Origin of the sequence: Sorangium sp. So ce124, assembly GCF_051525235.1 — a bacterium.
Lineage (GTDB): Bacteria > Myxococcota_A > Polyangia > Polyangiales > Polyangiaceae > Sorangium > Sorangium atrum.
Genome location: NZ_CP150312.1, coordinates 1775147 through 1795094, shown reverse-complemented (window position 1 = coordinate 1795094; position 19948 = coordinate 1775147). Strand labels below are relative to the sequence as shown.

The 19948-nt window shown below is 72.6% G+C and carries 16 protein-coding genes; 5 read left to right on the top strand and 11 right to left on the bottom strand.

Annotated features, from left to right (window positions below; genetic code table 11):
* Position 1: 1 nt before the first annotated feature.
* From WMF19_RS06735 to WMF19_RS06705, 7 genes are all read right to left on the bottom strand, one after another.
* A complete protein-coding gene (locus WMF19_RS06735) occupies positions 2-1528 on the bottom strand; it encodes a type I 3-dehydroquinate dehydratase (protein WP_437898303.1) in 1527 nt (508 codons plus the stop codon).
* Positions 1529-1736: 208 nt separating this feature from the next.
* On the bottom strand, positions 1737-2393 hold the full coding sequence (locus WMF19_RS06730; RefSeq protein WP_437898302.1) for a hypothetical protein: 657 nt from the start codon (positions 2391-2393) through the stop codon (positions 1737-1739).
* A gap of 76 nt (positions 2394-2469) precedes the next feature.
* Complete coding sequence (locus WMF19_RS06725) at positions 2470-2934, bottom strand: hypothetical protein (protein ID WP_272100862.1); 465 nt, start codon at positions 2932-2934, stop codon at positions 2470-2472.
* 476 nt (positions 2935-3410) lie between these two features.
* Positions 3411-4562 carry a hypothetical protein gene (locus WMF19_RS06720; protein WP_437898301.1) on the bottom strand — a complete coding sequence of 384 codons (1152 nt, stop codon included), beginning with the start codon at positions 4560-4562 and terminating at the stop codon, positions 3411-3413.
* 213 nt (positions 4563-4775) lie between these two features.
* On the bottom strand, positions 4776-6197 hold the full coding sequence (locus WMF19_RS06715; RefSeq protein WP_437898300.1) for a multicopper oxidase family protein: 1422 nt from the start codon (positions 6195-6197) through the stop codon (positions 4776-4778).
* An 86-nt stretch (positions 6198-6283) separates the two neighbouring features.
* Entirely contained in the window at positions 6284-7861 is a 1578-nt protein-coding gene (locus tag WMF19_RS06710; protein ID WP_437898299.1) for an alkaline phosphatase D family protein, read from the bottom strand.
* 178 nt (positions 7862-8039) lie between these two features.
* Complete coding sequence (locus tag WMF19_RS06705) at positions 8040-8531, bottom strand: response regulator (RefSeq protein WP_437898298.1); 492 nt, start codon at positions 8529-8531, stop codon at positions 8040-8042.
* A 181-nt stretch (positions 8532-8712) separates the two neighbouring features.
* Between WMF19_RS06705 and WMF19_RS06700 the strand changes: the two genes are divergently transcribed.
* The 3 genes from WMF19_RS06700 (at position 8713) to WMF19_RS06690 (ending at position 13512) form a co-directional block, all read left to right on the top strand.
* Entirely contained in the window at positions 8713-9366 is a 654-nt protein-coding gene (locus tag WMF19_RS06700) for an NAD(P)H-dependent oxidoreductase (RefSeq protein ID WP_437898297.1), read from the top strand.
* A gap of 219 nt (positions 9367-9585) precedes the next feature.
* Positions 9586-11625: an ABC transporter ATP-binding protein gene (locus WMF19_RS06695; protein WP_437898295.1), complete on the top strand. Its 2040-nt coding sequence runs from the start codon at positions 9586-9588 to the stop codon at positions 11623-11625.
* Positions 11626-11859: 234 nt separating this feature from the next.
* Positions 11860-13512, top strand: coding sequence for a glycerol-3-phosphate dehydrogenase/oxidase (locus WMF19_RS06690; RefSeq protein WP_437898294.1), 1653 nt, complete (start codon positions 11860-11862; stop codon positions 13510-13512).
* Between the two features lie 74 nt (positions 13513-13586).
* Here WMF19_RS06690 and WMF19_RS06685 read toward each other — a convergent pair whose 3' ends face one another.
* The 4 genes from WMF19_RS06685 to WMF19_RS06670 all read right to left on the bottom strand — a co-directional run bounded on the left by WMF19_RS06685 (position 13587) and on the right by WMF19_RS06670 (position 18139).
* Positions 13587-13970, bottom strand: a complete 384-nt coding sequence (locus WMF19_RS06685) for a response regulator (RefSeq protein ID WP_437898293.1) — start codon at positions 13968-13970, stop codon at positions 13587-13589.
* Positions 13971-14227: 257 nt separating this feature from the next.
* Positions 14228-16183 (bottom strand): ATP-binding protein, encoded by a 1956-nt coding sequence (locus tag WMF19_RS06680; RefSeq protein ID WP_437898292.1) that lies wholly within the window; start codon positions 16181-16183, stop codon positions 14228-14230.
* A gap of 97 nt (positions 16184-16280) precedes the next feature.
* Positions 16281-16958 (bottom strand): hypothetical protein, encoded by a 678-nt coding sequence (locus tag WMF19_RS06675; RefSeq protein ID WP_437898291.1) that lies wholly within the window; start codon positions 16956-16958, stop codon positions 16281-16283.
* A complete protein-coding gene (locus tag WMF19_RS06670; RefSeq protein ID WP_437898290.1) occupies positions 16955-18139 on the bottom strand; it encodes a hypothetical protein in 1185 nt (394 codons plus the stop codon). Before WMF19_RS06670 ends, WMF19_RS06675 begins: the two co-directional genes overlap by 4 nt.
* A 285-nt stretch (positions 18140-18424) precedes the next feature.
* Here WMF19_RS06670 and WMF19_RS06665 point away from each other — a divergent pair, with 285 nt between their 5' ends.
* Together WMF19_RS06665 and WMF19_RS06660 are read left to right on the top strand one after the other, a co-directional pair.
* Positions 18425-18742 (top strand): putative quinol monooxygenase, encoded by a 318-nt coding sequence (locus WMF19_RS06665; RefSeq protein WP_437898289.1) that lies wholly within the window; start codon positions 18425-18427, stop codon positions 18740-18742.
* 1 nt (position 18743) lies between these two features.
* On the top strand, positions 18744-19922 hold the full coding sequence (locus WMF19_RS06660; RefSeq protein ID WP_437898288.1) for an iron-containing alcohol dehydrogenase: 1179 nt from the start codon (positions 18744-18746) through the stop codon (positions 19920-19922).
* Positions 19923-19948 lie beyond the last annotated feature (26 nt).

The window sequence follows — 19948 nt, the reverse complement described above, 5'->3', positions numbered from 1 at the left end:
CTCATGCGATCGCCTGCCGCCGCTCCGCTGCCTCGTCAGCACGCTCGTTGCCATGGCCGTCGAGGAGCTTGCGCGCCGCCTCCGCCGCCATGTGCCGCCCGGTCATCAGGCGGAACTGGCGGCGTGCCTCGACGAGGAGCACCTCTCGACCATCGATCACCGTATGACGCAGCGCCTCTGCGGCACGCACGAGCGGCGTCGGCGCGGCTCCGACCACCAGATCCACGACGATCGCCCCCCTGGCCAGCCCTCGAACATCGAAGGGGAACTCGCCGTCGTGGCCCGCGCAGGGCGTCGCATTGACAACGATGGCGTAGTCGCCCACAGCGAAGTCAGCGAGCGGCGCGAACGGCAGACCCAGGAGGGACGCCGCGAAGCGGCCACGCTCGAGGCCCCGGTTCACGAGCGTCACCTCCGCGCCGGCTCCATCGAAGGCCGCCGCCGCGGCGCGCCCCGCGCCACCACAGCCGACCACGGCCACCCTGCGCCTCGCCACGTCGACCCGCCGCGCGCGCAGCGGCGAGAGGACCCCCTCGGCATCGGTCGTCGTCGCGAGCCACGATCGACCGCGCTGGACGAGGAGGTTCGCCGCCCCCGCGCGCCGAGCGACGGGGCTCGCCACGGCCGCGGCAGCGAGCGCCGCCTCCTTGTGCGGAGAGATGACCGTGAGCCCCTTCAAAGGCATCCCCAGCGCGGCCAGACCTGCCCGCACCCTGTCGGACCAGAGGTCTTCGAAGCGCTCCGCCGAGAAGGGCAGGTACAACGCCGGCACGCTGGCCACGCGGTACGCCGCGTTGTGGAGCCTCGGGGACAGCGAGCGCGAGACGACCGAGCCGACGATGCCGAACAGCTCGCGCACCGGCTTGAGCGATGGCAGCCCGTAGTCGGCGACGAGCTGCGCCGCGCTGATCTCCCCCGCATCCGGCTCGCGGAGCTCGACCGCACCGAACGCGACCGGCGCGCCCAGGCGGGGGGCGAGGAGGCTCGTCCACGTGCCCGCCCGACCTGCGGCGAACGCCGTCACGTCCCGCCGTCCGAGCTCCACGAGGAACTCCAGCGCTGCGAGCGCCTCGGCCGTGTGCGTCACGGTCGGCACCATCCGATAGAGCCACGCCGCCGCGCGATCCAGCACGCCGAGCCGATCGCGATAGTCCCAGAGGTCTGCCGCGGTCCCGTGCCACGAGATCACGCGCCGCTCCGGCGGGATGCGCTCGAGGACGCGGGGCACCAGATCCCGCTCGGCCTCGAGATCGACGCGATCGTACCGCTCCGCCGCTGCGATCAGCCGCTCATGGCGGGCCGCGAGCTCGCCGTCGAACGAGCCCCCCTCGCGGCGGCTCCGCAGGCTGTAAACGAGCTTTCCATTGAAATGGCGGCGGAGGACGCCCGGATCGACGCTGCCCACCTGATCCGCGCGCACTTCCACGAAGCGCACCCTCGCCGGCAGCGCCGTGAGCTCCTCGCCGGAGCGCGAGGGCGGCCTCGTGAGCGTGGCGATCAGGGCGACTTCAGGAACGATCTCGCGCACTCGCATAGGCCTTGTCGCGCCTCGGCCCGAAGCAAGTGCATGGCGCGTGCCAGGGCGCGTCAGATCCCATGATGGCAAAGGTGCGCAGGAGGGGTGGCGGAGCTACGCATGAGGACGTCGCGTCGCCGTGACAGTCACTGAAGGTTACGCCGCTGCTGTTCGCGGGCGAGCTCCTCCATAGGGGCAATCCTCCCGCGCGCACGGCTGCTCATTGCACCATGCTCACCGGCAAGGGCTCGCCTTCGCGCGCGAGGTAGACAGTGGCGGTCAGCTCGCCCCTCTCGTCGGGCATCGGCGGCGAGGCGAAGAAGCCGGCGTTCCAGATCCGGGAGCCGGGGGTCATGAAGGCCCCCTGGACGAAGCGCCGGTAGCTCTCGAAGTCGGTGTGGCTCGTCTCGATACGGCACATGCTGCCGTGGCAATCGACGTTGCGCAGCGCCGATGACTCGGGCAGCACCGCGGCGACGCGGGAGCTGACCGTGCGGCTCGCCTCCGCGGTCCAGGCGGGGTCGGGGCGCTCGGACGCGAACACCGTGTCGAGCTCGCTCTTCATCTCCGCGGGCTCGAGCGTGGGGCGGGCCGGCTCGTCCTGCGCATCGCCCCGGGGCGACGCCTCGTCCTCGTCATCCTGCCCCGGGTCCGGAGCGAGCGGAGCCGTCTGCCGCGCGAGCACCGGCGCGGCCGCGGTCAGAACGGCCTTGTTCTGCGGGCGGTCCTGCGCCGCCTCCATCGATCCGGACAGCGATTGCATCTCGGTGCGGAGGCCCGCGAGCTGCTTCTCGTGCCGCCGTTCGCTCATCACGTTGAACCCGGCGGCGGCCCCGACGAGCACGACGAATGTGACGATGACATGACCGTTCTTCATGGCTGTCTCCAGAGCAAGTGTCGCTCGCTGCGGGACGGGCCCGGGGAGGCTCGCTCCCCGGGGCCGGCCGTCGTGCTCAGTACGTCACTGTGGTGATGCGGCCGTTGGGGGTGATGTCGCACGCCAGGTACGACGACCCGTTGGCGGTGTGGTAGCTCGTCACGTTGATCTGCTGGAACACGTTGACGGAGGTGAGCGACTTCGCCGCATAGAGATCCCAGACGTAGCCGTCCCAGCTCGTGCCGATGGCGCGGCAGCTCACGTCGCTGCTGAGGTTGAAGGCAATGCCGCCCACCGAGAAGTTGGTCCAGCCGGCGTGATCCACGACGGCGGGGACGAGCCAGGCACGCGGGCCAGCGCAGCCGGTAGAGCCGTTGTTGTAGATGTTGCCCCAATACTCCGAGAAGCACGCGCGATCGGAAGGCGCGACGGTGGTCCCGGCGCTGGCCGTCGTCGTCCTGGCGGTGGCGGGCGCGGCGACAGCACCGACGGAGACGGCGGCCATGGCGGCGAGGAGGAAGCTCTTGAAGGTGGTGCTCATGTGAGGAGTTCTCCGGAGGGCAACTGTTGTTTGTCGGGAGCGGTGCCCTCCGTCCGCGCCCGCAGCTGCGTTTTGCAGCGCCCGTGCCGCGGGCTTCCGGGAGCGCGGAAAGCCTGGATTCGTGGTGCTCGGCGTGACTGGCAGTCTCCGTGGGCGAGCGAGTTGTCGCGCGGCGGTCACATCGCGCCGGGAGGTTGTCGCCTGGCAGGCGACACTTCGGCTCAGGCTCCGCCGCTACGTCCTCCGGAGGAGCGAGCGCGCGCGAACGAGAGGAGCCTCGCGCTCACCTCCTCCGATCGCAAAGCCTGACACGAGCTCTGGCGCGATATCCACGAGCGCCCTGCGCCCGAGCTCCCCTGCGGCGGCCAGGCACGACACCCGCTCGATCACGTTGCGTAGCTCGCGCCCGTTTCCCGGCCATGCGTAAGCGAGCAGCGTCGCCTCCCCGCCGACCGAGACGCTCCCCCGCTCTCGCCTCAGCCCGCGCGAGCGCCCCGCCCCGCCGGCCCCACCTCGATAATCTGGCTCTCGGGCTCCCCCGCCTCGCCCTCCAGCTCCGCGGCCACCGCCTCGCCGGCCCCGCTCTCGGCCTCGGCCATGCGCCCAGCGTCCTCGGGCGGCTCCTCCCACGGCTGCGTGATCTGAACGGGCCGCACCGGCGGCGCCCACGGCCTCGGCCCCGCCGCCATGCGCCCCTCCTCGGCCGCGATCTCCATCAGGCTCTCGCGGCTGATGCTCACCAGCTCGAGACGCACCGCCTCCGGCATCGAGCCCGCCCGCGCCGGCTCCGGCATCTCCGCCCCGATCGCCGCCGCGGCTCCCTCCCCCGCCGGCGCCGCGCCCATCCGGATCTCGGGCGCCGACGGCCACGCCCCGCCGAGCTCTCGCCCGATCGCATCGAGGCTCTCGCGCCCGAGCGTCGCCTCGCCGATGCGGATGTCCGGCAACGACCCGGATGGCCGCGCTGGCGCCCCGGGCGACGGCGGCGCCTCGCGCACCGCCACCGGGCGCGCCAGCGACCGCGGCGGCCCTCCGTTGGCCAGGAGGACCAGCCCCGCGACGGCGCTGCGCTGGCGCCCCGGCGGCGACGCCGGCGCGGCGCGCTTCGCTCCCGGCGGCTGCGGCTCGCCGAAGGACGCCGCCGCCCCGCTGATCGGCGGCGGCACCTCGCGCACCTCGGCGGCCGGCCGGCGCGCCGGCAAGGTCACCGCCTCCCCGCGCGGGCGCGACCGGGTGCGCCGCGGCGCGGCCCGGACCTGCCGCGACGCCGCCGGGGTCCCCTCGTCGATCTCGCGCAGGCCGTGCTCGATCGCGGACGCCACATCGCGCCGGTCCGCCCACGTGGGCATCACCACGCAGAGGATCGCCTCGGCGGCCACCCCGAAGTACACGTCGACGGGCGCCGCGCCCCCGTACGGCACCAGATCCTCGCGCCTCAGCTCCACGCACCCGAGCCGGCCCCGCTCCCCGAGGCTCAGCGCCGCGTCGACGATCTGGCTGCGGCCCTCCCTGGGCATGTCGCGCGGCACGCGTTTGGTGACGAGCCGCCCCCGGCGGGTGATCACGAACGCGAAGTCCGCCCCCGCAGCCACGTAGGTTCGGTCCGAGATCGCATCGAGATCCACCACGCGCCCATCCTACCCGATCCAGGGGGTCCCCGTCTCGGGATCATGCCTGTCCGCGCCTCGCAGCCCCCTCCCGCCGCGGCGGAGGTGCTGTGTTGTGCGAGATACCGACAGAGCCCCTGTTTTTCTACAGCGCTGTTATCAACCCGACCCGCGCATCGCAAGCCTCCCGCGCCCTGCTTCGCGCGCTTCGCCGCCTTCCCCCGCGGCCGCCTCTCACGGCACGACGTGCAGCATCCCCATCATGCCCGCGTCGGCGTGATCGAGGATGTGGCAGTGGAACATCCACATGCCAGGCCGGTTGTCGTAACGCACCGCGAAGCGGGCCGCACCGTCGACAGGCACGTTCACCGTGTCCTTCCACGCGAGCGGCCTGACCGGCTGACCGTCGGCGCCGAGCACCTGAAAAAAGAAGCCGTGCAGGTGGAACGGGTGATCGAACTCCATCGTGTTCTCGACGGTCCACACCGCGGTCTCGCCCACCGCCGCCACGAGCGGCTCCGCCTCCCACGAGGGCACGCCGTTGATGCCCATCACGAGGTCGCCAGGGCCCTCCTCCCGCGTGAGCTGCAGATCGACGCGCCTCGCCGCCGCCGTGTCGAGCGCCTCGATGCGCCGCGCGACCTCGGGGACCGGGGCGTCCTCGGCCAGGGGCTCGTCCGCGAGGCGCAGCCGGAAGGCCTCGACCTCGGGCCTCCCGAAGGTCGCGCCATAGCCGCGATCGTAGGGCACCCAGCGCACCGAGAGCGTCGCGCCCGGCGCCCCGCGCGGCGTCACGAGCACGTCGGCGCGCTCTCCGGGGGTGAGCAGGATCCTGTCCTCCTCGACCGGGTGCTCCAGGAGCCCGCCGTCTCCGCCGATGCGGGTGAAGCGGTGATCCGTGATCAGGAGCTGGTAATAGCGGGACTTGGCCGCGTTGACGATGCGCCACCGCTGCCTGAGCCCGGCGCGCGCCCCGATCACCGGGTTGACGCGCCCGTTGACGAGCAGGAGGTCGCCCTCGCGCCCGAACAGCGTGCCGAGATTGCCGCCCGCTTGCGGGTCCTCGAGCGAGCCGTCGTCGCGCAGGCTGACGTCGCTGAGCACGAGCACGAGCTGGTCGCCGAGCGCCGCGGGCTCGTCCGGATCCTCGACGAGCAGCGGGCCGTAGAGGCCATTGCCCGCCTGCACCGCGGAATTGACGTGCGGGTGATACCAGTACAGCCCGGCGTCAGGCACCACGAAGTCGTACGTGAAGTCGCCGCCCGGCGGCGTCTCCGGCTGGCTGTGCCCGGGCGCGCCATCCATCGCCGCCGGCAAACGCACGCCATGCCAGTGGACCGTCGTTGGCGCCGGCAGCTCGTTGCGGAGGTGCACGATCACGCGATCTCCCACCCTGGCGCGGAGCAGCGGGCCGGGGAGCCCGCTGTTGTAGGTCCAGGTCGGCGTCTTCTTGCCGGCCGCGATCTCCACATCCTCGACGCGCGCCGTCAGATCGACCTCGAGCACCCCAGGCCTCGCGTCGAGATCGCGCGCCGGTCGCAGCGCCACAGCGCTGTCCCACCCCTCCGGCTGCGACGGAGGCTCGACCGCGCACCCGATCGCGGCGACGGCGAGCCAGAGGCCCGCGAAAGGACAAGCAGAACGCCGGCACAGCATATCGCGCGGACGGATCTTACCACCAACCGGCGGAGAACCCGCGTGTTTTCGCGGGCTTTGCCGGCCCGCCGCGCGTCGGCTCCAGGTCAGCTCAGCCGAGGCGCGGGCTCGGGCGGGTCGTCCATGGCGGGCGCCGCCGCCTCCTCCCGGCGCAGGTGGCTCTCGCCGCGGCGCGCGGCGAACGCCGCGGCGAAGACCTCGTCGACCTGCGGGCGCTCGGGCGCGTCGTACAGGAACCACGCGCCCTGCACGCGCTCCGGCGTCACGTCGAGGACCGCGTACCCGCGGCGCCACAGGTCGACGTACTTGACGTGCGGGTTCGTGAGGAACAGCGGCTCGGTCGTCCGGGCCTGCTCCTCGGTGAGCCACGGGGAGGTGATCCCCGGCACCGCGATCTCGACCGCCAGCGCGCCCCGGCCGGTCGCGGCGTCGTAGCGCGCCGGATCGAGCGGCGCCGGCGCGAGCTCGATCGCCCACGACGCGTGGGTGTCGCCGCTGAGCACGACGACGTCGCGCACGCGCTCCTCGTCGAGGAGCTCGAAGAAGCGCTGGCGCGCCGCCGGATACCCGTCCCACGCGTCCGTGTTCAGGTCCTGCGGGACCTGGCCCATCAGCACCTGCTGGCCGATGACCTTCCACGCCGCCGTCGAGCCCGCGAGCTCCGCGCGCAGCCACGCCTCCTGATCGCGCCCGAGGATCGTCCGCGCCGGCGCCTCGATCGCCGCGCGGTCGCCCGGGTCGGCCTGCTGGTCGCGCGCCCAGGAGCGCGTGTCGAGCAGGAAGAGGTCGACGAGATCGCCATAGCGCAGCGCCCGCCAGATCCGGCCGGCATCGCGCGGGTGCTCGCGGATCGGCATCCACTCCGCGTAGACGCGCTGCGCGGCCGCCCTGCGCACCTCCCACGACCCCTCGGCAGGCCACGTGTGGTTCGCCGCGCCGCCCTTCCATGTGTTGTTCGCGAGCTCATGGTCGTCCCAGACCGTGATGAACGGGTGCTGCTGGTGAGCCGCCTGGAGATCCCTGTCGCGCCGGTACTGGGCATAACGCGCGCGGTAGTCGGCGAGCGTCACGAGCTCGTGCGCGGGCTCGTAATGCCGCGCGCTCCCGTACTCGCCGGTGCCGAATTCGTAGATGTAATCGCCGAGGTGGATCACCGCGTCGAGGTCGAGGCGCGCGGCGATGTGCCGGTAGCCGTGGAACAGCCCGTGCGCATAGCTCGAGCACGACGCGACGGCGAAGCGCAGCCGCCCAGCGCCGCCGCGCGGCGCCGTCCTCGTGCGCCCGACCGGCGACGATCCGCCGAGGGCGATGAACCGGTAATAATAGGTCTTCCCCGGGTCGAGCCCGCCGGCGTCGACCTTGACCGTGTGATCGCGCTCCTCGTCCGTCAGGACCGCCCCCGCGCCCACGATCCGGCTGAAGCCGGCGTCGAGCGCGATCTGCCATGTTACCGCCACCGCGCCCGCCTTCACCGGCGTCACGCGCGTCCAGAGGATGACGGCATCCGGCAGCGGATCCCCGCTCGCCACGCCGTGCTGGAATACCGCCTTCGACAGCTCGCTGTCCGGCGGGGGGGCGTCCCCCGACGCCGGCAAAGGCTCGCCGCCGTCCGGCGCGCCGCCCCCGCCGCCCGACACTCCGGGGAGCGCGGCGAGGCTGAACATGGATACGCTGCAAAGGATGCTTCGCCGGGCCATCGACATGATCTCGCCCCCCGTCGACCGCGTGCGATGAGCTGCGTATGACGCGCGCACCGCCGCCCCGGCAAGCGGAAACGAGCTCTGTAACGCGTCCGTCGCGCCGCGCTCTCAGCGATGTTCGTTTCGGGCGCCCGGCGCCGACTCAGGTGTTGCGACCGACCACGTCGAGCAACGCGACGAGATCGACAGGCTTCTTCAAGATGTCGACCGATCCGAGCTCCGTGGCCCGCGGCGCCGCCCCCGCCGTCAGCACGACCACGGGGACGTCGGAGATCGCGGGCGTGCGCAGCTGCTCTGCGCGGAACGCGTATCCGTCCATCCCCGGCATCATCAGATCGAGCACGATGAGCGCCGGCGTGGGCGCCTCGCGGAGCCTGGCCAGCGCGTCCGCGCCGTCCCGGGCCGTCATCACCTCGTATCCCTCGTCGCACAGGACGGTCACGAGCGCATCGCAGACGCCTGGGTCGTCCTCGATGATGAAGATCGTCTTCCGTCGGGAGGGGCCCTGCTCCGCGAGCCTCCGCCCCATCGGGCCCAGAGGGCGCGCCGGATCGCCCTGCTCCGCGCCGCGCCCCCCTCCGGGAGCGCACGGGACATCGACGCCAGCGCCCCTGCGCGATCCGCTCCGGCCCATCGAGGGACCCATAAGGCGCGGAGCCGCGGCGCGCAATTTGAATCGCGCCGCATTCTATGCACCATGCGTCCTCCGCGGCGGCGGAGCCTGCCAGCGGGCCGTTCCTGACAATGCCATGAGGGTGCGCGCGGCGAGCTCGTCCGGAGCGCCATGGAAGCGCCCCGGCCGTGGTCACGGCGGTATGAGGGATGCATGCGCGCTCGGCATGAACGTGGCCGTGATCTTCTATTCCCTCTATGGCGGCACGGCCGCGCTCGCGGCCGCCGTCGCGCAGGGCGCCGAGCAGGCCGGAGCGACCGTGCGGCTCCGGCGCGTCGCCGATCTGGCGGCGATCGAGGACCGGTGGAGCACGGCGAATGAGCGGGTCCGCGCCGCGCGGGAACACCTCACCTCCGTCCCGCCGGCGCAGCGAGACGACCTCTTCTGGGCGGACGGCATCGCCATCGGCTCGCCCGCGCGTTATGGCGCGATGTGCGCGGAGATCCGGCGCTTCCTCGACGGATCGAGGCAGCCGTCGGGAGATCTCGCCGGCAAGGTAGCCTCGGTGTTCTGCTCGCCGTCCGCGGTCCAGGGAGCGCAGCGCGCGACGCTCCAGGCGACGCTCGCCTCCCTCGCCGGCCATGGACTCCTGCTCCAGGCCCCCGCCCGCGCGGAGATGGAGCCGACGAGCAGGGCCGCGCAGCGCGACGGCCCGCCTCGGGCGAGCGCGGATCACGCGCCGGCGGAGCTCGACCTCGCGCCGGCGCGCGCCCTCGGCCGCAGGCTCGCGCTGTTCGAGGACCGGACTCGCGGGCAGGCACGGAGAGCCGGCCGCGCCGTCGGCCTGTGCCGTTGACCGCGCCGGCGCCGCCGGCCCTGGAGTCCCGGACAACCGCGCAGCAAATCAGCAAGCGCCAGCCTCTTCTTCGGCACTCGCGTAGAGCGCCTCCGCGTTGGGCTGTTACACCAGCGGCGATACCTCGCTACCGGTCATAACCGATGGATCGTCAGGCCGGGCCCGAGATGGGCCGCCGGCGACCACCTCAGCCGTAGACAGGAGAGAGCTCAGCGAACCATGAGCGCACACGCTCACCGCAAGAACTATCATCCTTCGCCTCGGCGCGAAGGCAGGCTCAGGAGCTCGAGGCATTCTCCGAGGACGACCGGGCAGCTGACCGCCGCGCGCGCCGCGCCCAGCCAGCCGGCCGGCGCGGAGCGGGTCCGCTTCTTCCTCCGGGTGGGCGCGTACTTCAAGGGCGAGTGGGCGCGCCTCGGCGCGCTCGCCGTGCTGGTCTGCGTCTCGATCGCGATCAGCCTGCTCCAGGTGTGGCCCGTCGCCGTGATCGTGGATCTCATCTCGACCGGCCCGCGCACGGGGGACTTCGTCCATCGCATCCTGCTCGCCCCGCTCCCGGACAGCCTGCTCGGCCGCGTCCTCGGGCTCGCGGCGATCACGCTCGTCCTCCGGGTGGCGCAGGAGTTCGTGGGCATGGGCCGCGCCTTGCTCACGTTCCGCATCGGCTATGGCGGGCTCACGCGCGTGCGGCGCGACGTGTACCGGAAGCTCCAGGCGCTCCACATGGGCTATCACCGGGCGCAGCCGCAGGGGGACGCCCTCTACCGGCTCAACCAGGACGCCTCCGGGTGCCACGGCATCCTCAACGTGGCGGTCGCCGTGATGGGGAGCGCGCTGACGCTCGCCGTGATGATCTGCATCATGGCCTCGCGCAGCCTGGAGCTCACGATCCTCGCGCTCGCGGTCGTGCCGCCGCTCCTCCTCACGAACGCCAAGTTCGGGCGCGTGCTGCACAAGAAGTGCACCGAGGCGAAGGAGGTCGAGAGCGAGTTCGCGACGTCCGTCCAGCGCTCGATGGCGTCGATCGGCCTCGTCCAGGCGTTCGGCCGCGAGGCGGACGAGGAGGCGCGCTTCCACACGACGCTGCGCAACAGCGTGAAGGCGTGGCTCAGGCTCCACCACGACGAGCTCCGCCACACGCTCGCCATGGGCTCGATCCTCGGGCTCGGCGGCGCGCTGGTGCTCGGCTACGGCGGCTACCTCATCGTCCAGGCCCGGGCGGGCGGGGGCGAGGCGGGCATGACGCTCGGCGCGCTGACGGCGTTCCTCGGTTACCTGGGCATGCTCTACGACCCGCTCTGCAAGCTGACCGGCGCCGGCGCCGCGGTGCAGGGCGGCGTCGCGGGCGCGCAGCGCGTCTTCGAGGTGCTGGACCGCGACCAGGCGGTCGTCGACAGGCACGACGCGGCGGCCCTCCCGCCCCAGCCGCGCGCGCTCTCGCTCGATGGAGTCGGGTTCGAGTACCGCCCGGGCCACCCGGTGCTGCGCGGGGTCGACGCGACGATCCGGCCGGGCGAGATGGTCGCGTTCGTGGGCTCGGTCGGCGCCGGCAAGACCACGCTGCTCGGCCTGCTGCCGCGCTTCCACAACCCGACCTGCGGGGCGCTGCGGCTCGACGGCATCGACACGCGCGCGATCCGCGTGGCCGACCTGCGCCGGCACATCGCGCTCGTCCTCCAGGACAGCATCCTCCTGCCGGCCACGATCGCGGAGAACATCGCCTACGGCCGCCCCTCCGCGACCGACGCGGAGATCCGGATGGCGGCGGAGATGGCGGGGGCGGCCGGCTTCATCGAGGCGCTGCCGGACGGCTACCGGACGGCGATCGCCGACGGCGGGCTCAACCTGTCGACCGGCCAGCGGCAGCGCATCGCGATCGCGCGCGCGCTGCTGACGGACGCGCCCATCCTCGTGATCGACGAGCCGACCGACGGGCTCGACGCCGAGCACGAGCGGACCATCGGCGAGGCGCTGCGCGCGCTGAAGGGGAAGCGGACGATCGTCCTCATGAGCCACCGCCTGAGCACGGTCGTCGACTGCGACCAGATCTTCGTGATGGAGCGCGGCCGCATCGTCGAGCACGGCGGGCACGGAGAGCTCCTGCGGCGGGGCGGCGTCTACACCAAGATGGCGCGCTGGCAGCACCTCCACACAGGCCACGCCCCGACGAAGAGCAGCCCGCGCCGCGTCCAGCCGGCGCCGTCGCCCGACGCGTACCGCGGCGAGGACGGCAGCTGGGCCGATGGGCTGATGGGCTGAGCGAAACGTCGGCAGGACGTAACCGAAACTCCGTTGAACAGCGGCGACGGTGACGGAGCCGCCTGGATGCCAGCCCGCGCAGCGGACAGAAGCGCGCGCAGCGGACAGAAGCGCGCACAGCATCGCGCGCCACCGCCGCCGCGCTTTTGGGCGCCGTCCGCCGCCACGAGGCCGCGGGGACGTGATAGAGCAGATGGGGCGCGCGCGGGCAGCGCCTTCGCCGGATCGCCATCGATGCTGCGGGCCACGAACATCGACAGCTTGAGCCGCGAAACGTTCGACGTCCTCGTCCTCGGCGCCGGGATCAACGGCGCCGTCGCGGCCGCGGCCCTCGCCGCGCGGGGGGCGAAGGTCGCGCTGATCGATCGGGGCGACTTCGCCGGATTCACCAGCCAGGAGTCGTCGAACCTCGCCTGGGGCGGCATCAAGTACATGGAGAGCTTCGAGTTTCCGCTCGTGCGGAAGCTCTGCACGTCGAGGAACCTCCTCCTCAGGAGCTACCCGTCGTCGGTGCAGGAGATCCGGTTCTACGCCGCGCACGAGCGGGGCTTCCGCCACGGGCTCTTCAAGCTCTTCCTCGGCACCTGGCTCTACTGGATCATCGGCAGCTTCTTCACGCGCATCCCTCGCCTGCTCTCCCGCCGGGCGATCGCGCGGGAGGAGCCGATCATCAACCTGGACGGCTGCGACGGAGGATTCGAGTACTCCGACGCGTACCTCGTCGACAACGACGCGCGGTTCGTCTGGGGCTTCGTGCGCGCGGCGCTCGATCACGGCGCGCGTGCGGCCAACTACGTCGAGTCGCTCGGCGCGCGGCGCGAGGGGGGCGGGTGGGTCACGCGCGCCCGCGACGTCCTGTCGGGCAGGGAGCTCGCCATCCGGTCGCGCGTGCTCGTGAACGCCTGCGGGCCGTTCGTGGACGCGCACAACGAGCTGACGGGCCAGCGGACCAGGCACCGCCACATCTTCTCGAAGGGCATCCACCTCATCGTGGATCGGCTCACCTCGAGCCGGCGGGTGCTCACGTTCTTCGCGGACGACGGCCGGCTGTTCTTCGTGATCCCGATGGGCTCGAGGACGTGCATCGGCACGACCGACACCCGCGTCGAGGGCCCGCGCGCGGCGGTGACGCCCGAGGACCGGCGCTTCGTGCTCTCCAACATCAACAAGCGCCTCAACCTGCCCCGCCCCCTGACCGAGGCCGACGTCATCGCGGAGCGCTGCGGGGTGCGCCCCCTGGCCGTCGAGGGCGGCGGGGGCGGCGAGGACTGGCTTCAGCTCTCGCGCAAGCACGCCCTCGAGGTGGACCGGGCGCAGGCCCACGTGAGCATCTTCGGCGGCAAGCTCACCGATTGCATCAACGTGGGCGACGAGGTCTGCGCCGCCGTGCAGCGGCTCGGCGTCGCGCTGCCCCGCCCCGCGCAGCGCTGGTATGGCGAGCCGGCCGAGGCGCTTCGTAAAGAGTTCTTTCACAAGGCGCGCGCCCTCGATCTCGACGCGCTGACGCCGCCGCGCGCCTCGGAGACGCTCAGCACGCGGCTATGGCGCCGCTATGGCGCGCAGGCGCTCGGGCTGCTCGAGGACATCCGGAGCGACCCGAGGATGGCCGATCCGCTGATCGAAGGGGCGGAGGACCTGCGCTGCGAGGTCGCCCACGCCGCGAAGCACGAGATGATCGCGAAGCTCGACGATTTCCTGCGGCGGCGCACGAAGATCGCGCTGTTGCTCCGCCGCGACGCGCTCGCGAGGTCGCCCGGCCTCCGCGAGGCGTGCAGGCTCCTCTTCGGGGACGAGGCCGACAGGCGGCTGGAGGAGTACTTCCAGGAGCACGGCGCCGGCCGCCACGCGGAGGGGAAGGCGCCCGCCGCGGCGCTGCCGGCCGGGTAGCGATTGCGCCCCGGAGCCTGATCAGGGGGCCCCCGGGCCGCTCCAGCGTCGCCCCGGCGCGCGCCTCGCCGGGCTCATCGCGCCGGCGCGCCGCAGATGCGGTGGACCAGCTCGAGCAACGGCTCGATCTGGAGCGGCTTCTTCAGCAGGCCGGCGACGCGCAGCCGCGACGCCTCCTGCTCGACCCGCACGTCGGCGGACACGATCACCACCGGGATCGACGCGAGCGCCGGGTCGCGCTGGAGCTCGGCGCGGAGCTGCCACCCATCCATGATCGGCATCATCAGATCGAGCAGTATCAGCGCGGGCGGCCCGTTTCGCCGCAGCAGCTCGAGCGCCTCGGCGCCGTCCGCCGCCTCCTCGACGTCATACCCCTCGAACATGAGGAGCTGCGTCAGAATGCTCCTGATATCCAGATCGTCCTCGATGACCAGGATGCGCCCCGTTTTCTCGATCATGACCGAACCTCACGACCGGACTGCGCCACGCGGCGCGCTTCCTCAGCCGACCCGCCGAGCAGCCCAGCTGCGGCCCTGACCGATCGAGTGTTCATGGGCCCGGTGACGCAACTTGAGCGACCGCCGCTGCCGTGGCAAGCGGTCGGTCCCGCGGAGCTGCCCCGCAGCGCGCCGGAGCACGGACCGCGCGCACCCTGTCGGAGCCCGTCCGCCGCGGACGGCGGCGCGTCGCGCTCGCCGCCGCCGCGCCGCCGCGCCTACTGAGCGGCCTCCTCGGGCGACTCATCGGAGGCCCCGCCCGAGGCGGCGTTGCGCTCCTCTCCGGCCCGCGCGTCAGCGTCATGGACAGGCAAGAGCACGCGGAAACACGCGCCCTTGCCGACCTCGCTCTCCACGTCGATCTCGCCCTGGAAGCTCGTCACGATGCCGTGGCAGATCGCAAGCCCGAGCCCCGTCCCTTCCCCGATGGGCTTCGTCGTGAAGAACGGGTCGAAGATGCGGCTCCGCAGCTCCGGCGCGATCCCGGGCCCGGTGTCGCACACCTCGATGCACACGCGGCCGGGCGGCGCGGGGGCGGTGGAGATCCGGATCTCGTTCTCCGACACCTTCCCCTCCGGCAGCGCCTGGGCGGCGTTCACGAGCAGGTTCAGGATCACCTGGCCGAGCTGCGCCTCGTTCGCGTGGACGGGCGGCACCGGGCCGAGCGCGAGGACGAGCCGCGCCTTGCTCTGTATCTGCTGCTGCGCCATCCGCAGGACCAGCTGGATCACGGGGTCGACGTCGACCGGGCCGAGCTCGCCGTGGTCGGCCCGCGAGAACGTCTTCAGGCCGCCCACGATGTGCCGTACCCGAGAGCCGCCCTCCGCGGCCTCGTCGAGCGCCGAGAGGAGCGCGTCGAGGCGCGCGCCGGCCCCCTTCGCGCGGAGCTCCTTGCGCGCGAAATCGACGTTCGCGACCATGTACGCGAGGGGGTTGTTGATCTCGTGCGCCACCCCGGCCGCGAGCGTGCCGAGCGAGGCCATGCGATCGGCGAGCTGGAGCCGCGTCTCCATCTGCCGGCGCTCCGTGACGTCGGACACGGCCCCGAGCATCCGGTACGCCCTGCCGGTCGCGTCGCGCAGCACGATGCCCCGGTCGTGGACGTCGGCGTAGCTGCCGTCCGCGAGCAGGCACCGGTACCACAGCTCGAACGTGCTCTCGTCCCCCTCCATCGCGCGCCGCAGGCCGTTCATCACGCGATCGCGATCCTCGGGGTGGACCCGCTCGAACCACCACACCGCGTCCTCTTCGATGTCGGCACCGCCCGTGCCATAGAAGCTCCGCATGCGCTCGCTCCCGGTGACGCGCCCCGACGAGAGATCCCAGTCCCAGAAGGCGTCGCTCGTGGCGCGCACGACGAGCCGCATGCGCTCCTCGCTCGTCCGGAGCGCGTCCTCTGCGGCCTTGCGCGCCTTCATGTCGAAGGCGAAGCAGACGCCGCGATCGCGCGCCCCCTCGACCAGGGCAGGCGCGATGAGGACGGGCACGCGCCGCCCGTCGCGGGCCAGGAACTCCTTCTCGAACGGCGGGCAGACGCCGTTCTTCAGGACCTCCGAGAGGGCGCGCTGGTCCGCGGCGCGGTGCTCGGGCGGCGTGATCGCCATCCAGTTGAGGCGCCCCGCCTCGACGTCCTCGCGCGTGTAGCCCACCATGCCGAGGAACGCGTCGTTCGCGTCAAGCACGCCCCCCGCCGCGTCCCACACGAGGAGGCCGATCACCTCGGCGGACGCGCCGCGAAAGGAGCGCGCGGCGCGCTCGAGCAGCGCGCGCTCCGCGGGCGCCCGGTCGGCCACGTGCGCCGACGGCCGCCGCACCCACCACACCGCCGCGTCGAGCTGGATGGCGATCGACGGCTCGAGCGCCGCCGCCACGGCCGTCGCGCCCGCCTCGAGCAGCGCCGTGGTCGCGCCCGCGCTCCCGGTGACGGCGACCACGGCCACGCGATCGCCCCCGGGCGCCGCGCGCAGCCGCCGGCAGAGCGCGAGCGTGTCCTCGAGCGGCCCCTCGTCCGCCAGCACGGCCACGTCGAACGGCTGAGTCGCCAGGAGATCCAGCCCGGCCTCGACGTCCCGGGCCGGGACCGCGACATAGCCGCGCGCCGCGGCGAGCGCCTGCGCAGCGCCCGAGGGGCCGCCTGGGAAGATCAAGATCCTGGGTGCCTGTGCTCCCGCCACGCGCGCAACATCCCGCGCGCGTGGCGCTGACGCAATACCGGCGCGGAGGTCATCTACGTTCCCGCACGTCCCCGCGCGCTCCCCGTCTACCCCCGCTTCACCCGACCCCGGCCCTCCGGTCGTCGAACCATTGCCACGCGTTCGCGAACCCCACGCGCTGGGATGATTTCTTGTAACAGAGGAAGTAGAGCCTTCCGCCCTGAACACCGCACTCCGTGCGGTCTTTCCAGCAGGTGAGGAGATCCGGGTCCACGGCCGGATTGCTCGAAACCACCGTCCCTTCCTCGAGCTCCTGTGTCCCGGCGAGGTCCGGGCAGGCCGACGGGCCGGAGGTCACCGGCATGCCCACCGTGCGCGATTCCACGCCCGTGTTGAAGAGCGCCTCGGCCACCCGGCGCACGGCGGCGGCGCGATCTGGACCGCAGAGAGAGAGGATATCGAGGCTCGCGCGATCGACCTGGACGAGAATGAAGTTGCGCCCCTCGGTGACGGTGAGCCCGAGCCCGCCCGCGGCATACTCGTGGCGGAGCAGGTCGGGCGTATCGTCCGTGGCGGCATGGAACGCGTGGCGCGCCCTCACGCCCTCGCCGTGCGGGTTGAGCTCGTCCCTGAAGATGGAGTCGCACCAGTAGAACGACTCCGCGCGCGCCTGGGCCGGCACGTCTTCGAACCGCTCGACGGGCGTGAAGCCATCCGGGGCGACGCGCGCCACGGCCGCGAGCCACCCCGCGATCCTCGCGTCGATGTCTTCCTTGTGAAATGCGTGCGCGCTCATCCCCAGCCTCCATTTCTGTAGGTCGCCACGATCTGCTCGACGCGGTACCCGTCGTCCGGCGCCGAGCTGAACCAGATGAGCCCCCAGAAGACGCCCAGGATGGGCTCCACGGAATCGAACACGCCAGCGCCCCCCGCGTAATACCTCGTCACGCCGCCGTGGGAGAACTCGAGGGCCGCCTCGTACCGGTTGAGCCCCGGGCTGAGCGACCCGTCGGGCAGGCGCGTATGGGACGCCGGGTAGGTCCTCCCCACCTCCACCGGCCCGTCGACCAGCGCGGCGCGCCACACGCGGCCGCCCTCGACCTTCGTGGCGTCGAGCCCCGCCCACGGGTTCTGCTCGACGTCGGCCGACAGCGTCTTGCGCCCGCCGCCGACGTTGGGGTCGCCCCAGACGACGACCATGCGCGTCCGCCCCGGGATCCCGAGCTGGCGCAGCATGCCGCGGATGAGGCGGACGATCGCCTGGCACTCGCCGCTCTCCTCCACGTAATCCGTCATCGGCCAGGCGCCGCCCTCGTCGTTCATGTACGTCGGGTGATGGTACTCCCGGGGCACCCTCGGGCTCGGCAGGAGCGTGTACGTCGGGAACTTCGCCATGACCCCGTACACGATCTCGTGGGGATCGAGGGTATCGAGCGGCTCCACCCAGGAAACCGCCCTGTCCATCCGCTTCAAGGTCACCCCATCTTCCTGCCAGACCTCCTGTCTGTCGGTTTGGGGCCTGCCCATCGTGACATACACGACGTTCGAGGTCCGGGCGGGCGACACCATAGCTCCCGCCCCTGCCGACCAGCTCAGGGTGAGGTCGAACTTCTGGATCCTCCTCCCGAGCTGCCGCGAGGAGAAGAGATCGAGCGGCGCGGCGACGGCCCCGTGGCCGCGGCTCTCGAGGACGATGCCCCCGGGCCCCACGGCGCGGATCTCGGCCGCCGCCGCGCTGTAGGCGTCGCGCGACGAGAGCCCGAGTCGGACGACGATGTGCCGGCCCATCGAGATCGAGAGGGGGACGGCGCCCCGCGGCGTCCACTCCGGCCGCTGGCACAGGGGTCCCTCGTTCCTCCAGCCGTGCTCCTGATTGCAGTCCTTCAGGAGACCGTGATCGGACCTGAACTCGATGGAATACAGCGCGATGGACTGCGCGGCATCGGGCTGCGGGCTCTCCGGGGTCGGATCCGCCATATCGACCTTCCTCGCTCACGGCGCTCATGCACTCGACGCTTGCCGAGCCACACGCCGTGTCACGACGATCGTAGTGCGCGAGGCGGCCGGGCCAAGTCGGGAGTCGACGCAGGGGACGACGGCGCTCTGCCGGCCGCGCCGCCACTCGCGCGCCCGCCCCGCCCCCCGCCTGCCGCGCCCCGCCTCTCGGCCGAGCCCGCGCGCGGCCTGCGCGCGCTCTCCAGGGAGGCCGGCCGCGGCGCGAGCCGGGTTCCTGCGGCCGCGCGTCCGAGCTAGATTGCGCGCATGTCCAACAGCCTGCTCATCGTGCATGTGCACGTACGTGTCAGACCCGAGCTCGTCGACGCGTTCCGGAGCGCGACGATCGAGAACGCACGCGAGAGCGTCAAGGAGCCGGGGATCGCCCGGTTCGACGTCGTCCAGGACACCGAGGATCCGGCGCGGTTCGTGCTCGTCGAGGTCTACAAAACCAAGGAAGCGCCGGCCGCACACAAGGAAACGGCGCATTACAAGCGGTGGCGGGACACCGTCGCGGAGATGATGGCCGAGCCGCGGACCAGCCGGAAATACGTCAATGTCTTCCCTGACGACGCGGGGTATTGACATGACGCCTCCCGGCAATGAACCCGCCTTCGAGTTCGCCACCGCGACGCGCATCGCCTTCGGCGCGGGCAAGATCGCCGAGGTGCCCGCGGCCGTGCGGGGCCTCGGCGGGACGCGGGCGCTCGTCGTCACCGGGCAGGATCCCGGCCGCGCCGCGCCGCTCCTCGCCGCGCTCGCGGCAGAGGGCGTCGCCGCGGTGCGCTTCCCCGTCGCGGGCGAGCCGACGGTGGACATCGCCCGCGAGGGCACGTCGCGGGCCGCGGCCGAGCGGTGCGACGTCGTTGTGGCGCTCGGCGGCGGCAGCGCGATCGACGCCGGCAAGGCGATCGCCGCGCTCGTCGCGAACGGCGGCGACCCGCTCGACTACCTGGAGGTCATCGGCCAGGGGAGAGCGCTCTCGAGGCCATCCGTGCCGTTCGTGGCGATCCCCACGACCGCCGGCACCGGCGCGGAGGTGACGCGCAACGCGGTGCTCGCCTCGCGGGAGGCCGGCGTGAAGGCGAGCCTCCGCAGCCCGCACATGCTGCCGCGCCTCGCGGTGGTCGACCCCGACCTGCTCGCGGGCGCCCCGCCCGGGGTGCTCGCCTCGAGCGGGCTCGACGCGCTCTCGCAGCTCATCGAGCCGTTCCTGTCGAGCCGCCGCAACCCGCTCACGGACGGCCTCGCGCGCGAGGGCATCCGCCGCTCGGCGCGCTCGCTGCGCCGCGCGGTCCTGGAGGGCACCGACGCGCCGGCCCGGGACGACCTCGCGATCGCCAGCCTGCTCGGCGGCCTCTGCCTCGCGAACGCCGGCCTCGGGGCGGTCCACGGCTTCGCGGCGCCCGCGGGGGGCATGTTCGACGCGCCGCACGGCGCGGTGTGCGCCGCGCTCTTACCTGCCGTCCTGGAGGTCAACCTGCGGGCGCTCCGGGCGCGCGACCCGGCTCACCTCGCGCTGCCGCGCTTCGACGAGCTGGCCGCGCTCGTCACGGGGCGCGCCGACGCCGTCGCCGAGGAAGGGATCGCCTGGGTCCGCGAGCTCTGCCGTGACCTCGCGATCCCGGGGCTCCGGCGCTACGGCATGGGTGAGGCGGACCTCCCGGCGCTGGTCGCGAAGGCCAGGGCGGCGAGCAGCATGAAGGGGAACCCGCTGCCGCTCACCGACGAGGAGCTGTTCGACATCGCGGCGGCGTCCTTGTGATCGCGGCGCCGGTGGTATCATCGTGG

Bases quoted from the DNA above. Each gene is read 5' to 3' on its own strand.
- WMF19_RS06730 (WP_437898302.1), bottom strand. From the start codon at position 2,393: ATGAAGAACGGTCATGTCATCGTCACATTCGTCGTGCTCGTCGGGGCC.
- WMF19_RS06725 (WP_272100862.1), bottom strand. From the start codon at position 2,934: ATGAGCACCACCTTCAAGAGCTTCCTCCTCGCCGCCATGGCCGCCGTC.
- WMF19_RS06715 (WP_437898300.1), bottom strand. From the start codon at position 6,197: ATGCTGTGCCGGCGTTCTGCTTGTCCTTTCGCGGGCCTCTGGCTCGCC.
- WMF19_RS06710 (WP_437898299.1), bottom strand. From the start codon at position 7,861: ATGTTCAGCCTCGCCGCGCTCCCCGGAGTGTCGGGCGGCGGGGGCGGC.
- WMF19_RS06705 (WP_437898298.1), bottom strand. From the start codon at position 8,531: ATGGGCCGGAGCGGATCGCGCAGGGGCGCTGGCGTCGATGTCCCGTGC.
- WMF19_RS06700 (WP_437898297.1), top strand. From the start codon at position 8,713: ATGAGGGATGCATGCGCGCTCGGCATGAACGTGGCCGTGATCTTCTAT.
- WMF19_RS06695 (WP_437898295.1), top strand. From the start codon at position 9,586: ATGAGCGCACACGCTCACCGCAAGAACTATCATCCTTCGCCTCGGCGC.
- WMF19_RS06690 (WP_437898294.1), top strand. From the start codon at position 11,860: ATGCTGCGGGCCACGAACATCGACAGCTTGAGCCGCGAAACGTTCGAC.
- WMF19_RS06685 (WP_437898293.1), bottom strand. From the start codon at position 13,970: ATGATCGAGAAAACGGGGCGCATCCTGGTCATCGAGGACGATCTGGAT.
- WMF19_RS06675 (WP_437898291.1), bottom strand. From the start codon at position 16,958: ATGAGCGCGCACGCATTTCACAAGGAAGACATCGACGCGAGGATCGCG.
- WMF19_RS06670 (WP_437898290.1), bottom strand. From the start codon at position 18,139: ATGGCGGATCCGACCCCGGAGAGCCCGCAGCCCGATGCCGCGCAGTCC.
- WMF19_RS06665 (WP_437898289.1), top strand. From the start codon at position 18,425: ATGTCCAACAGCCTGCTCATCGTGCATGTGCACGTACGTGTCAGACCC.
- WMF19_RS06660 (WP_437898288.1), top strand. From the start codon at position 18,744: ATGACGCCTCCCGGCAATGAACCCGCCTTCGAGTTCGCCACCGCGACG.